The sequence below is a fragment of the Allobosea sp. Root483D1 genome, assembly GCF_001429505.1.
Classification (GTDB): domain Bacteria; phylum Pseudomonadota; class Alphaproteobacteria; order Rhizobiales; family Beijerinckiaceae; genus Allobosea.
On record NZ_LMJW01000003.1, the window covers coordinates 58279 to 71830 of the forward strand.

A 13552-nucleotide genomic window follows, 5' to 3' on the forward strand; every position below is an offset into this window, starting at 1 on the left:
CACCGCCGGAGGAAATCACCATGACGATGACGACGATCCGGGGCGAGCCGTTCCATGTCCAGGTCGACGGCGACGCGGGCGCCCCGGCGCTGCTGCTCTCGAACTCGCTCGGCACCAATCTCTCGATGTGGGATCCGCAGGTCGCCGAATGGACCAGACACTTCCGCGTCGTGCGCTATGACAGCCGCGGCCATGGCCGCTCGACCGCGCCGGACACGCCCTATTCGATCGCCATGCTGGCCGACGACGCGCTCGCCATCCTCGACGCGCTCGGCATCGGGAAGGCGCATTGGTGCGGACTGTCCAAGGGCGGCATGGTCGGCCAATGGCTCGCCACCCATCATGGCGGGCGCTTCGACAAGGTCGTGCTCGCCAACACCGGCGCCTATATGGGCCCGCCCGAAAACTGGGAGACACGCCTCCGCAATGTCCGCGAGAACGGCATGGCGGTGATGGTCCAGCCGACGCTGGAGCGCTGGTTCAGCCCGGCCTTCCGCGAGCGCGACACAGCGACGATCGCCAGGGTCAGCGAGATGCTCGCGACCACGCCGCCGCTCGGCTACGCCAATTGCTGCGCGGCGATCCGCGACATGGACCAGCGCGGCACGATCCAGGCGATCCGCAATCCCGTCCTCGTCATCATCGGCAAGGTCGATCCGGCGACGCCGCCGGAAGCAGGGCATTTCATCGCCGATACGGTGCCGGGCGCGCAGCGCGTCGAGCTCGATGCGGCGCACCTCTCCAACCTCGAGCAGCCGGCCGCCTTCACCAAAGCCGTGCTCGACTTCCTCAAGAGCTAGGAACCAACACGATGGACGAGAAGAGCCGCTTTGACGCGGGCATGAAGACCCGCCGGGCCGTGCTTGGCGAGGCCTATGTCGACAAGGCCAGCGCAGAAATCAGCGATTTCACCAGCGACTGGCAGGAGTTCATCACCCGCACCGCCTGGAACGACATCTGGAACCGGCCCGGCCTGCTGCGACGCGAGCGCTCGATCATCGTGCTCTCGATCGCCGCCTCGCTCGGCGCCTGGGGCGAGTTCCGCATCCATGTCCGCGGCGCGCTGAACAACGGCCTCTCGCGCGACGAGATCAAGGAAGTGCTGATCCAGACGGCGGTCTATGCCGGCGTGCCGGCCGCCAATCACGCCTTCAAGGAAGCCTCGTCGGTCTTCGCCGAGATCGACGCGGAAGCCGGCAAGGGCTGAGATCAGGACTGGCTGGTTCAGAACCCGCCGAAACGCCGGTTGCGGTAGACCAGTCCCGGTCCGGAGCCGCCGCCGCCAATCGCGACGACCTGGCCGATCAGGATGCGATGGGTCGTGACCCGGTGCACCGCGGCGACACGGCAGTCGAAGCTGGCGAGCGCGCTCGCCAGAACCGGCGCGCCGGTCGACAGCTCGCCCCATTCACCGACGGCGAAGCGGTCCTCCCCCTTCAGGCCGCGCCGGCCCGAGAACACCGTGGCGAGCTCGTGATCGGCAGCCCCCAGCGTGTTCACGCAGAAGATGCCGCTCTCCTCGATCGCCGCGAGCGTCCGGCTGGCGGCCTCGATGCAGACGAGCACGGTCGGAGGCGAGACCGAGACCGAGCTGACGGCGGTCGCCGTCAGCCCCGAACGGCCGGTCGGCCCCAGGGTGGTCACGATATGAGTGGCGCTCGCGACCTGCGCCATCGCCTCGCGGAAGGCGTGCGCATCGGGAAGCGCAGCGCGTAAGGCGGCATCGACCATGCTGTTCATCGCCCAACTCTGCGCGAGAATACTGCCTTTATCTAGGCGCGCAGCGGTAAAAGGCGAGTTGCGTCAATTCACGACGCGCGGGCCATTTTCCAGTGCAAGGTTAAGATATATCACTTAAACGACCGAGCCGCCCGGCTCATTCGCGCCGCAGCGCCGCCAGAAGCCCTGCGCGCAGATGCTGCATCAGCGCATCGCTCGCCTCGGCAGCGTCGCCCGGCTCGCCCGCGACCAGGGCTTGCGCCAGGATCACATGGTGGTGCGCGGCCGGCACGAGGTCGATCTGCCGGTCGAAGAAGTACCAGGCCCGGCGGATCAGCGCCTGCAGCGGCTCGACGGCGCGGCTCGCATAGGGGCTGCGTGCCGCCGCCGCGACCAATGCGTCGAGCTCCTTGTCGAAGCGCATATAGGCGTTGACGTCGTCCGCCTGAGCCGCCTCGCGCATCGCCCGTGCCCTGGCGAGGATGGCGCTGCGCTCGCTTGGCCCGGCGCGCTTCGCCGCCTCGGTTGCGACCAGGCGCTCCAGCACCTCGCGGGCGTCGAGCGCCGCCATCACGTCGATCGCGTCGATGGCGGTGACGGCGACGCCCTTGCGCGGCAGGATCTCGACCAGCCCCTGCTGCGCCAGACGGATCAGCGCCTCGCGCACCGGCGTGCGGCCGACGCCGACGAGCTCGATCATCTGCGCCTCGGTCAGCACCGCGCCCGGCCGCAGGGACAGGGTCACGATCGCCTCCTCGAGGCGGCGATAGGCCAGATCGGACAGACTGGCGGAGGCGCGAGCGCCGACGGCACCTTCGGCGGAAACGTTGGCATCCTCGGTCATGGGCGGCACCAGCGATGCTTGACGCTTCGGATACCATTGATATATCAGAACTTTCAACGAGACCACAAGGCGGGTGTGCCAGCCGCGCAAGCCGGAAATCCCGCGCATGGAGGCCGACATGGCGTTCGCCTGCACGATCCCCGCTGTCGCCACGCTCCAGCAGGACGACGACACGGTCAGGATCACGCGCTGGGATTTCGAGCCGGGCGCGGTGACAGGCTGGCACAGCCATGGCTGGCCCTATTTCGTGATCATGCTGGTCGCCGGCACCTTGCGCATCCATGACGGCGCCAAGGAGACCGACGTGCCGCTGGCACAGGGCCAGGCCTATATGCGCCAGGCCGGCATCCAGCACGACGTGATGAACGGCTCGCCCCACCCGGTCGCCTTCGTCGAGATCGAGGTGAAGCAGCCCGCGGCCCTCAAGCTCCTGCCCACCACATGAAGATCGCGATCATCGGCGCCGGCATCGTCGGCACGGCCACCGCCCACGCTCTGCTCGACGACGGCCACGAGGTCCTGATCCTCGACAGGGAAGGGCCGGCTTTCGGCCCCTCGCGCGGCAATGCCGGCATCATCGCCCATACCGACGTGCTGCCGATCGCCAGCCCGAACATGCTCCGCAAGGTGCCGGGATTCCTGCTCGACCCGCTCGGCCCGCTGGCGATCCGCCTCGGCTATCTCCCACAGTTATTGCCCTGGCTGGCGCGCTTCCTGCTCGCGGCCCGTCCCGCCGCCTATGAGCGCTCGATCGCCGGCATCGTCGCCATCCAGCAACTGGCGCTGCCGGCCTGGTTGTCGCGCGCCGAGAAGACCGGGCTCGGCGGGCATATCCACCGCCGCGGCGCGCTCTACACCTATCGCAATCCCGGCGACACCGCCGGCCTCGAAGAGCTCGCCCGGCGCCAGCGCGCCGCCGGCATCGCCGTCGACATGCTGCAGCCGCAAGAGCTGCGCCAGCTCGAGCCGGCGCTGAAGGACCGCTTCGCCGGCGCCGCCTTCCACCCCGACTGCGCCCATATCAGCGACCCGCTCGCCCTCACCATGGCGCTCTTCGAGAGCGCGCTGGCGCGCGGCGCCACCTTCGAGAAGGCGCAGGTCGATAACATCTCGCTGGGCGAGCGCCCTGCCCTGGTCGGGCCCGATGGCTGGCAGCGCGTCGTCGACCGCGTCGTCGTCGCGGCCGGCGCCTGGTCGAAGCCACTGGCGGCCGCGATGGGCGACAACATCCCGCTCGACACCGAGCGCGGCTACAATGTCAGCTTTCCGGGCGTGACCGGGCTGACCAACCGCCCGGTCGGCTTCAAGGACCACGGCTTCGTCATGACCCCGCTCGAAAGCGGCCTGCGCATCGGCGGCGCCGTCGAGTTCGGCGGGCTGGAGGCGCCGCCGAACCATGCCCGCACCAAGGCGCTCTACGACAAGGCGGCGACGCTGGTGGATGGGCTGCCAGCCTTCGACAGCGGCAAGCTCTGGATGGGCTTTCGCCCGTCGCTGCCGGATTCCCTGCCCGTCATCGGCAAGGCCAGCCGCAACCCCAATGTCGTCTACGCCTTCGGCCACGGCCATTACGGCATGACCCAGTCGACAGCGACGGCCGGTCTCGTCGCCGCGCTGATCGCCGGCCGCCCACCCGCGATCGACCTCGGCCATTTCAGCCCGCAGCGCTTCTGATGCGATTGCGCTAAGCGTATAGCTTGGCGGGCGGTTGAATCGGCCTCTCAGCCGGCAGGGGCAACGCCATGATCCGACTCGGCTTTGCGCTTCTTCTGGCTGGCGCGCTCGGCGGCTGCGCCGGCCTGGCGCCGCCGTCCTGCGCGCCCGGCCAGCAGGCCATGCTCACGGCCGAACTGCTCTTCGGCCGCAAGATCGGCGACCGCATCGGCGTCAGCCAAACCGCCTTCCGCCGCTTCGTCGATGATGAGGTGACGCCGCGCTTTCCCGACGGGCTCACCATCCTCGACGCCAGCGGACAATATCGCGACCGCGAGCGCGGCGTGCTCATCCGCGAGCCGAGCAAGCTCATCTTGATCGCGACCCCGGACGAGACCGAGAATCGCGAGAAGCTCGCCGCCATCGCCGAGGCCTACAAGCGCCGCTTCAATCAGCAATCGGTCGGGCTCATCCTGAAGCCGGCCTGTGCCTCGTTTTAACGTCAGATCGCCCTGGCGCAGAAAATCGGAAACCCTGTCGCGAAAAGAAGCCGCGAAGTCAGTGGCCTAGACCCCGTTCCTCAACTAGCCTGACGCAACGGCATAGAAAATGCCGACAAGGGGAAACGCTGATGCAGGCTTCGATCCTGACCGATCTGCTGTTGCCGCTCGCCATCGGCATCGTCATGCTCGGACTAGGCCTCAGCCTGACGCTCGAGGATTTCCGCCGCGTTGCGCGCTATCCACTCGCCGTCGGCTTCGGGCTGTTTCTCCAGGTCCTGCTGCTGCCACTCGCCGCCTTCGCGATCGCGATCGGCCTGAAGCTTTCGCCCGATCACGCCATCGGCCTGATGCTGCTCGCAGCCGCGCCTGGCGGGGCGACGGCCAACATCTACAGCCATCTCGCCCGCGGCGATGTCGCGCTGAACATCACGCTGACAGCGGTCAACAGCCTGCTCTGCCTGCTGACCCTGCCGATCGTGCTCGACCTATCGCTCGCCTATTTCCTCGGGGCCGACCAATACGTGCCGCCGCCGCACCGCAAGGTGATCGAGGTCAGTGCGATCATCCTGATCCCGGTGGCGCTCGGCATGCTTCTGCGGGCGCGGGCCGAGCGCTTCGCCATCCGCGCCGAGACCCCGATCAAGATCTTCTCGATCCTCGTCCTCGCCGTCCTGATCGCCGGCGCGATCTACATCGAGCGCAAGGCGCTGCTGCCGAGCCTGATCGCGGTCGGCGGAGCCTGCCTCGCCTTCAACCTTGTCAGCATGCTCACCGGCTATCTCGCGCCGCTGGCCTTGCGCCTGCCGAAGGGCCAGGCGATCGCGATCGCCATGGAAATCGGCATCCACAATGCGGCGCTGGCGATCTTCATCGCGCTGAACGTGCTGCGCAACCCGGCCGCGGCCGTGGTGCCCGGCATCTACAGCCTGGTCATGTACGTGACCGCCTCGGCCTTCGCCGCCTGGCTGCTGCGATCCAGCAGGAATACGCCCGCCAGAGCCTGATCTCCCGCCCAAGAAACGCGTGTCGTCCCGGGCGACCGGAGGGAGACCCGGGACCCATTCCGGAACCTATCTCGGTGAGGCTCCGGAATGGATCCCGGATCTCCGCTTCGCTCCGTCCGGGATGACACCCTGATGGATGTCGAAGCTCAACCTCTAGAACCCGCACAATTTTGGGCCAGACTCCTCAGGATGAGGCCTGAGAAAGTGGGCTCAGCCGAAACGCGCCGGTGCGAACGGGGTCGGGTCGACGAAGACCTTCTGGCCGCTCACCATCTCGGCGACCATGCGCCCGGTCACCGCCGCCAGCGTCAGCCCGTGATGGGCATGGCCGAAGGAGAACCAGAGGTTCCGGTGCTTCGGCGCTGGCCCGATGATCGGCATCATGTCCGGCGTGCACGGCCGGTTGCCGAGCCACGGCTCGGCATCGAGCCGCTCGCCGAGCGGGAACAAGGTCTTGGCGATCGGCTCGGCGCGGGCAAGCTGCACCGGCGTCTTCGGCGCGCCGCGATTGGCGAATTCGGCACCGGTGGTGAGGCGGATGCCCTGTCGCATCGGCGCCAGGAAATAGCCGCGCTCGGTGTCGAGCACCGGATGGTTCAGCACGGCGTTGCCGAGCGGCTTGTAATGCATGTGGTAGCCGCGCTTGACCGCGAGCGGCAGGTGATAGCCGAGTCGGTTCGTCAGCACGTCGGCCCAGGGCCCGAGCGCGACGATCGCATCCATGCCGAGCGCCTTGGTGCCGTCAGCCAGCGTCACGCTCCAGCGATCGCCATCCTGCGTCAGCGTGGCGGCATCGCCCTGGGCGAAGCGCCCGCCGAGCTTTTCGAACAGCGCGAGATAGGCCTTGGACAGGCCGAGCGGGTCGATCACAGTCACCGGGTCGGTCCAGTGCAGGCCGCCGATCAGGCTCTGGTCGAGATGCGGCTCCTCGGCCCGCAAGGCAGCGACGTCGAGTGCGCGATGGTTCAGGCCGTAATCGCGCTTCCAGCGCTCGGCTTCCGCGAGCCGTTCATCCTGCTGCGCTTGCGTGCGGAAGACCTTCATCCAGCCCTTGCGGCGCAGCAGGTCGGTCGCGCCCGCTTCCTGTGCCAGCGCATCGTGCTCGGTCACGCAATGCTCGATCAGGGTCGCGTATTTGTGGGCGATCGCCTCATGCTGCGAGGCGCGCGAATGCATCCAGTACGACCACAGGAACGGCGCGAGCTTCGGGATCGCATTCCAGTGATAATGCGCGTCGATGGTGTTGTTCATCGCATAGCGGATGAGCGCACCGAAATCATGCGGGAAGCCGTAGGGGTAGACGCCCTCGCGCTGGATCAGGCCGGCATTGCCGTAGCTGGTCTCACCGCCGGGCTGGCCGCGATCGACCAGCAGCACCGAACGGCCCGCCTTCTGCAGATGCAGCGCCACCGAAATCCCGACGATGCCCGCCCCAACAACGATCGCGTCCGTGCGCATTTAATCTGTCTCCGCCAGCCTTCCCCTCCTGCAAGAATAGCGCCGGACGCGGCGCTGTCAGCTCTTGTGTGGAATATTGCGGGATATCCGGCAAAGTTTCGTATTTTATGCAGCACCAATGACATGACGGCTGGCCAAAGAACCTTCCACGCCAAAATTGCACAAGTTTCTGCGGTCAAGGCTAGCCGTCATCCTGGCCGCCGCGAAGCGGCGCGCCGGAATCCATCGGAGGGCTTCGCACGCTACAATGGATTCCGGACCAGCGCCGCTCCGCGGCCTGTCCATAATGACCGGGCTTAGATCGAGACGCACCGCCAAGTCGCCGACAGCGCCCCAGCAATGACGGCGGGCCGCCCTGCGCCAGCACCAGATGACGCCGCGGTCCGGATCGGCCAGTGTGGCGCTCCGTTTCGCTCTCCCGGTTTCGATGCTCTCCGCCCTCGCCTCCGCCCTCGCTCTGCTCGGCCGCTACGGCACGCAAGGCTTCGCGCTCTCGATCTTCCTTGGGCTCGCCTTGCCGCAGTTCTCGGCGGCGGCGCGCCCGCTCCTGCCGATCACGATCTTCTGCTTCACCACGGTGGTGTTCATGCGCGCCGATCTCGGCGTCATCGCCGGGCTGGTGCGCCGGCCGGCGAAGCTGATCGTGACCTGCCTCTGGCTGCTCTTCGTCCCGGCCCTGCTGATCGCGGCGGCCCTCCTGCTGCTCGGTCGCGAAGCGCTCGATCCCGGCCTCCTGCTCGGCATCGCGATCATGGGCGCGGCACCGCCGATCATGTCCTCCCCCGCGGTCGCCATTCTCTACGGCTTCGAGCCTTCTCTGATCATCGCCGGCGTCATCGTCACCACGATCGCAAGCCCGCTGATCGCGCCATTCCTGGTCGACTGGCTGGCGGGAGCCGCCGTCCCGCTCGACCGGCTGGCGCTGGCCCTGCGGCTCGTGATGTTCATCGGCGGCGGCATGGTCGTCGCATTCGCCATTCGGCGCTGGCTCGGAGCCGAACGCATCCGTGCGCTGAAACCCAATCTCGATGGCTTTGGCGTGCTGATGTACTTCATCTTCGCCATCGCGGCGATGGACGGCGTCACCAAGGCGGCGATGGAACGACCGGGCCAGGTCGCGCTCTTCCTCGCCGTGGCCTTCCTGGTCTCGGCGGTCGGCCTCGCCAGCGCCTGGCTGGCCTTGCGCCGCTTTCCCCGCTCCGAGCGCTTCATGATCGGCTATGGCACCGGCCAGCGGAACATGGGCCTCCTGGTCGCGGCGCTCGGCGCCGGCGTGCCGCCGACCACCTTCCTCTACTTCGCGCTGGCCCAGTTCCCGATCTATCTCCTGCCCTGGCTGCTGCGCGGTGTCGCAGCGCGTATCAGGCGCCGAGAAGCCTCTGCTGACGCAGGGTGACCAGGCCGGCCCCAAGCTGCCTGTCACCGGCCGCTTTGACGGCTGGGCAAAGGGGACCATATCGATGAAGCTCTATTCCGGACCACTCAGCCTGTTCGGCCGCAAGGTCGAGATCGCCCTTGCCGAGAAGGGGCTGGCCTTCGAGCGCGTCGTGGTCTCGTTCAACCAGATGGTCGGTTATAATCCGAAGCACCCTGACGTGCTCGCCGCCAATCCGAAGGGGCAGGTCCCGGTCCTGATCGATGGCGAGCTGACCCTCTACGATTCCACCCTGATCCTCGAATATCTCGACGAGGCCTATCCGCAGCCACCGCTCTACCCCGCGACGCCAGTCGAACGGGCGCGCTGTCGCCAGCACGAACTCTTCGCCGACGAGGTGGTGTTCGGCGCGCTGCGCCAGCTTTTCCACCGCAACGGCGAACGCCTGCCACAGGCGGAGCTGGAGCAGGCGGAAAGCGAGGCCAGGGCAGCCGAAGCCCTGCTGGCGCGCTATTTCGTCGAGATCGAAGCGGTGCTCGGCCAGAAGCCCTATCTCTGCGGTGCCTTCTCCGTCGCCGACATCGCGCTGTTTCTGATGGTGCACTATGTCCGTCGGCTGGACGGGCCGTCATTCGCCGCCCTTCCGGCGCTCGCGGCGTGGTACGAGCGGGTCGGCGCGCGCCCGGTCTTCGCGGCCCAGCTGACCGAGATCGCCGATTGGGACCGCAAGCTTTCGCTGCCGCTCCAGCGCCTCTAGCTCCGGGAAAGAAATCCCTGCTGACGCGAGCTGACTGCAAGCTTTGTCAGAGTTCTGGCAAGCAAAACCGGAGTTCCTGCCATGATCACGCTCTACTCGGGGCCGCTCAGCCTGTTCTCGCGCAAGATCGAGATCGCTTTACGCGAAAAGGGCCTCGCCTTCGAGCGGATCATGGTGCCGTTCAACCAGACGACCGGCTACGATCCCAAGCATCCCGAAGTCGTCGCCATCAACCCCAAGCACCAGGTGCCGGTGCTGAACGATGACGGGCTGGTGCTCTATGATTCCACCGTGATCCTCGAATATCTCGAGGACGCCTATCCTGAGCCGCCCCTCTTTCCGCTCTGCCCTGGCGCGCGCGCCCGCTGCCGGCTGAACGAGCTCTATGCCGACGAGATCATGCTGCAGGCGCTGAAGCCGCTGATGCACCGCACCAGCCCGCCCAGCACCGACCAGACCAGGCGCTTCGCTCAGGAGGCCGACGCGCTGATCGCCGAGCATGCTCTGGAAAAGCACTATGCCGTGCTCGAAGACAGGCTCGCTGGCCGTGACTTCTTCGGCGACGCCGTTTCGATCGCCGACATCGCCCTGTTCATGAGCGTGCTGTTCTCACTTCGCCTCGGCGGTCCCTCGCTTGCTCCGTTCGACGGCCTGTCGCGCTGGTTCGATCGCCTGAAGCTCCGGCCTGCCTTCACCCAGGCCGCCGTCGAGATCGCCGAGGCCGACCGGCGCCTGTCATTTCCGTTGAAGCGGGCTTGACGGTGGCGGAGAAACCTCCTGCTTCGCGATAAGAGCGGCGTCGTCCCGGGCGACCGCAGGGAGACCCGGGACCCATTCCGGAATCTCTCCTGGGAAGGCTCCGGAATGGATCCCGGATCTCCGCTACGCTCCGTCCGGGATGACACCGGAATGGTTTCGCGATTGAGCGAAACAGGCTAAACGCCCCGCATGAGCACGATCCGCATCGCCCCATCCATCCTCTCCGCCGATTTCGCCAAGCTCGGCGAGGAGGTTCGCGCCATCGACGAGGCCGGCGCCGACTGGATCCATTGCGATGTGATGGACGGGCATTTCGTGCCCAACATCACTTTCGGCCCCGACGTCCTGAAGGCGATCCGGCCGCACACCAAGAAGTTCTTCGACGTGCATCTGATGATCGCGCCGGTCGACCCTTACATCGAGGCCTTCGCCAAGGCCGGCGCCGACCTGATCTCTTTCCACGTTGAAGCAGGCCCGCATCCGCACCGGACGATCCAGGCGATCAAGGCGCAGGGCAAGCAGGCCGGCATCGTGCTCAATCCCGGCACGCCGGCGAGCGCAGCCGAACCGCTGATCGGCGACGTCGACCTGATCCTGCTGATGACGGTCAACCCCGGCTTTGGCGGACAGAGCTTCATCCATTCGGTGGTCGACAAGATCGCGCAAATTCGGGCCCTGATCGGCGACCGGCCGATCGCGCTCGAGATTGACGGCGGCGCCACGCCCGAAACCGCGCCGCTCGCGGTCAAGGCCGGCGCGGATGTGCTCGTCGCCGGCTCCGCGGTGTTCAAGGGCGGGCCATCAGCCTATGCCGGCAACATCGCCGCCATCCGCAAGGCGGCGGAGGCGGCGCGCGGCGACTGGGTTTGAGCAAAGCGTCATGCTCGGGCTTGACCCGAGCATCTCAGACCGGAAGAGGCTCCCATAGCGCCCTCTCGTCACGAGATTCTCGGGTCTACGCTTCGCTCCGCTCGGGAATGACGGCTTAGTTCTAAAGATCGATCGCGGCGAAGCCGCCATAGATCAGGCGCGTTCCGTCGAATGGCATCGGGTTGGCGCCCGGCTGCATGCGCGGATCTTCCATCAGCTTCGCCCATCCGGCATCGCGCGCCTCCTTGCTCGGCCACTCGACCCAGGAGAAGACGACGACCTCGTCATCCTTGGCCGCGACGGCGCGATAGAAATCGGTCTGCTTGCCGCGCGGAACATCGTCGCCCCAGGACTCGAAAACGCGCGTCGCGCCGTATTCCTTGAATAGCGGCGCGGCCTTGCGGGCATGCTCGGCATAGGCCTCGCGATTGGCGGCAGGTACGGCTGCAACGAAACCATCGACATAGGACATCGGTCTTTTCCTCCTTGGGTCTGTCGGCGCTCCACAAGCCAGGAGCGCCCTGCCCAGCCGGCGCGGACGCTAGGCATGGCCAGGGCCCGAAGCTGTCAGCAGCGGCCTTCCGGCATTCCGTCGCGGGCCGCTACGTGCTAGCGAGCCGGCAAGCCCTTTATTATCACGCCGCGAGCTCAGCATGATCCCCCGCTATTCCCGCCCCGAGATGGTCGCGATCTGGGAGCCGCAGACGCGCTTCCGCATCTGGTTCGAAATCGAGGCGCACGCCACCGACAAGCTCGCCGAGCTCGGAGTCGTGCCGAAGGAAGCGGCCGCGACGATCTGGGCCAAGGCCAAGGACGCGACCTTCGATGTCGCCCGCATCGACGAGATCGAGCGCGTCACCAAGCACGACGTCATCGCCTTCCTGACCCATCTCGCCGAGATCGTCGGCCCCGAGGCTCGCTTCGTCCATCAGGGCATGACTTCCTCCGACGTGCTCGACACCACGCTCGCCGTCCAGCTCGCCCGCGCCGCCGACCTCCTGATCGCCGATGTCGACGCGCTGCTCGCCGCCATCAAGCGCCGGGCCTTCGAACACAAGCTGACGCCGACCATCGGCCGCTCGCACGGCATCCATGCCGAGCCGGTCACCTTCGGCCTCAAGCTCGCCCAGGCCTATGCCGAGTTCGATCGCTGCCGCGCCCGGCTCGTCGCCGCGCGCATTGAGATCGCGACCTGCGCGATTTCCGGCGCCGTCGGCACCTTCGCCAATATCGACCCGCAGGTTGAGGAATACGTTGCGGAGAAGATGGGCCTGACGCCGGAGCCGGTCTCGACCCAGGTCATCCCGCGCGATCGCCACGCCATGTTCTTCGCCACGCTCGGCGTCGTCGCCTCCAGCGTCGAGCGCCTCGCCACCGAGATCCGCCATCTCCAGCGCACCGAGGTCTACGAAGCCGAGGAGTATTTCTCGCCGGGCCAGAAGGGCTCCTCGGCGATGCCGCACAAGCGCAATCCCGTCCTGACCGAGAACCTGACCGGCCTCGCCCGTCTCGTGCGCGGCATGGTCACCCCGGCGCTGGAGAACGTCGCGCTCTGGCACGAGCGCGACATCTCACACTCCTCGGTCGAGCGTATGATCGGCCCCGATGCGACGGTGACGCTCGATTTCGCCCTCGCCCGCCTGACAGGCGTCATCGACAAGCTGCTGATCTATCCGCAGAACATGCGGAAGAACCTCGACAAGCTTGGAGGCCTGCACAATTCGCAGCGCGTCCTGCTCGCCTTGACCCAGGCCGGCGCCAGCCGCGAGGACAGCTATTCCATGGTCCAGCGCAACGCGATGCGCACCTGGGAGCACGGCGAGGACTTCCTCACCAACCTCAAGGCCGACAAGGACGTCACCGCGAAGCTCTCGGTGGCGCAACTGGAGGCGATGTTCGACGAGGGCTACCACTTCAAGCACGTCGACACGATCTTCCGCCGGGTGTTCGGGGAGGCGTGACGCGCCTGCTGGACTTCACGCGACGCGACCCTATCTAGCGGCCATGAAAACCTCCGACACCGACATCCTGATCGTCCCCGGCTGGTCGGGCTCCGGCCCCGACCATTGGCAGAGCCGCTGGGAAGCAAAGCTGGCCACCGCTCGCCGCGTCGAGCAGGAGGACTGGTACAAGCCGACCCGCGACGGCTGGGCGAACCGCATCGTCGCCGCCGTGCGCGCCGCGACGAGGCCGGTCGTCATCGTCGCCCATTCGGCCGGGGTCAGCGCGGTCGCGCATGCCGCCGAGCATCTGAAGCCGCATGAGGTCACCGGCGCCTTCCTGGTCGCGCCGGCCTCCGAGCGCGCCAAGCGCGCCATCCCCGGCATGGCCGACGATTTCACCGCGATCCCACGAAAGCCCCTGCCCTTCCGCTCGGTGCTGATCGCCAGCGCGACGGACCCCTATTGCACGCCGGACGAGGCCAAGGCGCTCGCCGAGGCCTGGGGCTCGGAGTTCGTCGACGCCGGCGACAGCGGCCATCTCAACACCGAATCCGGCCACGGCCCCTGGCCGGACGGCCTGCTGCGCTTCGCCGGCTTCATGAAGAGCCTGACGGTGGCGTGAGTGGAGTGGGGTCGCGTGGCGACCCGCCAGCTACCCTGGCGTGAG

General features: G+C 67.2%; 16 protein-coding genes. 12 read left to right on the top strand and 4 right to left on the bottom strand.

Annotated features, from left to right (window positions below; all coding sequences use genetic code 11):
- The first annotated feature begins 20 nt into the window (after nucleotides 1-20).
- Both pcaD and pcaC read left to right on the top strand, forming a co-directional pair.
- Entirely contained in the window at nucleotides 21-800 is a 780-nt protein-coding gene (pcaD, locus tag ASE66_RS06640; RefSeq protein ID WP_057188831.1) for a 3-oxoadipate enol-lactonase, read from the top strand.
- Between the two features lie 11 nt (nucleotides 801-811).
- On the top strand, nucleotides 812-1207 hold the full coding sequence (gene pcaC / locus ASE66_RS06645; protein WP_057188832.1) for a 4-carboxymuconolactone decarboxylase: 396 nt from the start codon (nucleotides 812-814) through the stop codon (nucleotides 1205-1207).
- A gap of 17 nt (nucleotides 1208-1224) precedes the next feature.
- On the opposite strand, the gene ASE66_RS06650 is transcribed toward pcaC, so the two are convergent.
- Nucleotides 1225-1740: a flavin reductase gene (locus ASE66_RS06650; RefSeq protein WP_057188833.1), complete on the bottom strand. Its 516-nt coding sequence runs from the start codon at nucleotides 1738-1740 to the stop codon at nucleotides 1225-1227.
- Nucleotides 1741-1876: 136 nt separating this feature from the next.
- Nucleotides 1877-2563, bottom strand: coding sequence for a GntR family transcriptional regulator (locus ASE66_RS06655; protein ID WP_057188834.1), 687 nt, complete (start codon nucleotides 2561-2563; stop codon nucleotides 1877-1879).
- Nucleotides 2564-2681: 118 nt separating this feature from the next.
- Between ASE66_RS06655 and ASE66_RS06660 the strand changes: the two genes are divergently transcribed.
- The 4 genes from ASE66_RS06660 (at nucleotide 2682) to ASE66_RS06675 (ending at nucleotide 5723) form a co-directional block, all read left to right on the top strand.
- The gene (locus ASE66_RS06660; protein WP_057188903.1) at nucleotides 2682-3008 is read left to right on the top strand and encodes a cupin domain-containing protein; all 327 of its coding nucleotides are present in this window, start codon (nucleotides 2682-2684) and stop codon (nucleotides 3006-3008) included.
- Nucleotides 3005-4237 carry an FAD-binding oxidoreductase gene (locus tag ASE66_RS06665; RefSeq protein WP_057188835.1) on the top strand — a complete coding sequence of 411 codons (1233 nt, stop codon included), beginning with the start codon at nucleotides 3005-3007 and terminating at the stop codon, nucleotides 4235-4237. Before ASE66_RS06660 ends, ASE66_RS06665 begins: the two co-directional genes overlap by 4 nt.
- A gap of 68 nt (nucleotides 4238-4305) precedes the next feature.
- Nucleotides 4306-4716 (top strand): DUF3574 domain-containing protein, encoded by a 411-nt coding sequence (locus tag ASE66_RS06670; RefSeq protein ID WP_057188836.1) that lies wholly within the window; start codon nucleotides 4306-4308, stop codon nucleotides 4714-4716.
- A gap of 131 nt (nucleotides 4717-4847) precedes the next feature.
- Nucleotides 4848-5723 carry a bile acid:sodium symporter family protein gene (locus tag ASE66_RS06675; RefSeq protein ID WP_057188837.1) on the top strand — a complete coding sequence of 292 codons (876 nt, stop codon included), beginning with the start codon at nucleotides 4848-4850 and terminating at the stop codon, nucleotides 5721-5723.
- Between the two features lie 210 nt (nucleotides 5724-5933).
- Here ASE66_RS06675 and ASE66_RS06680 read toward each other — a convergent pair whose 3' ends face one another.
- Complete coding sequence (locus tag ASE66_RS06680; protein ID WP_057188838.1) at nucleotides 5934-7181, bottom strand: NAD(P)/FAD-dependent oxidoreductase; 1248 nt, start codon at nucleotides 7179-7181, stop codon at nucleotides 5934-5936.
- 397 nt (nucleotides 7182-7578) lie between these two features.
- Here ASE66_RS06680 and ASE66_RS06685 point away from each other — a divergent pair, with 397 nt between their 5' ends.
- The 4 genes from ASE66_RS06685 to rpe all read left to right on the top strand — a co-directional run bounded on the left by ASE66_RS06685 (nucleotide 7579) and on the right by rpe (nucleotide 10942).
- Nucleotides 7579-8577: a hypothetical protein gene (locus ASE66_RS06685; RefSeq protein ID WP_057188839.1), complete on the top strand. Its 999-nt coding sequence runs from the start codon at nucleotides 7579-7581 to the stop codon at nucleotides 8575-8577.
- Nucleotides 8578-8641: 64 nt separating this feature from the next.
- On the top strand, nucleotides 8642-9313 hold the full coding sequence (locus tag ASE66_RS06690; protein WP_057188840.1) for a glutathione S-transferase family protein: 672 nt from the start codon (nucleotides 8642-8644) through the stop codon (nucleotides 9311-9313).
- An 81-nt stretch (nucleotides 9314-9394) separates the two neighbouring features.
- Complete coding sequence (locus tag ASE66_RS06695; protein ID WP_244494823.1) at nucleotides 9395-10072, top strand: glutathione S-transferase family protein; 678 nt, start codon at nucleotides 9395-9397, stop codon at nucleotides 10070-10072.
- 189 nt (nucleotides 10073-10261) lie between these two features.
- Nucleotides 10262-10942 (top strand): ribulose-phosphate 3-epimerase, encoded by a 681-nt coding sequence (gene rpe / locus ASE66_RS06700; protein WP_057188841.1) that lies wholly within the window; start codon nucleotides 10262-10264, stop codon nucleotides 10940-10942.
- A 121-nt stretch (nucleotides 10943-11063) separates the two neighbouring features.
- On the opposite strand, the gene ASE66_RS06705 is transcribed toward rpe, so the two are convergent.
- A complete protein-coding gene (locus tag ASE66_RS06705; RefSeq protein ID WP_057188842.1) occupies nucleotides 11064-11414 on the bottom strand; it encodes a DUF1428 domain-containing protein in 351 nt (116 codons plus the stop codon).
- A 181-nt stretch (nucleotides 11415-11595) separates the two neighbouring features.
- Here ASE66_RS06705 and purB point away from each other — a divergent pair, with 181 nt between their 5' ends.
- Both purB and ASE66_RS06715 read left to right on the top strand, forming a co-directional pair.
- Nucleotides 11596-12903 carry an adenylosuccinate lyase gene (gene purB, locus ASE66_RS06710; RefSeq protein WP_057188843.1) on the top strand — a complete coding sequence of 436 codons (1308 nt, stop codon included), beginning with the start codon at nucleotides 11596-11598 and terminating at the stop codon, nucleotides 12901-12903.
- 43 nt (nucleotides 12904-12946) lie between these two features.
- A complete protein-coding gene (locus tag ASE66_RS06715) occupies nucleotides 12947-13507 on the top strand; it encodes an RBBP9/YdeN family alpha/beta hydrolase (RefSeq protein WP_057188844.1) in 561 nt (186 codons plus the stop codon).
- The last annotated feature ends 45 nt before the right edge of the window (nucleotides 13508-13552 follow it).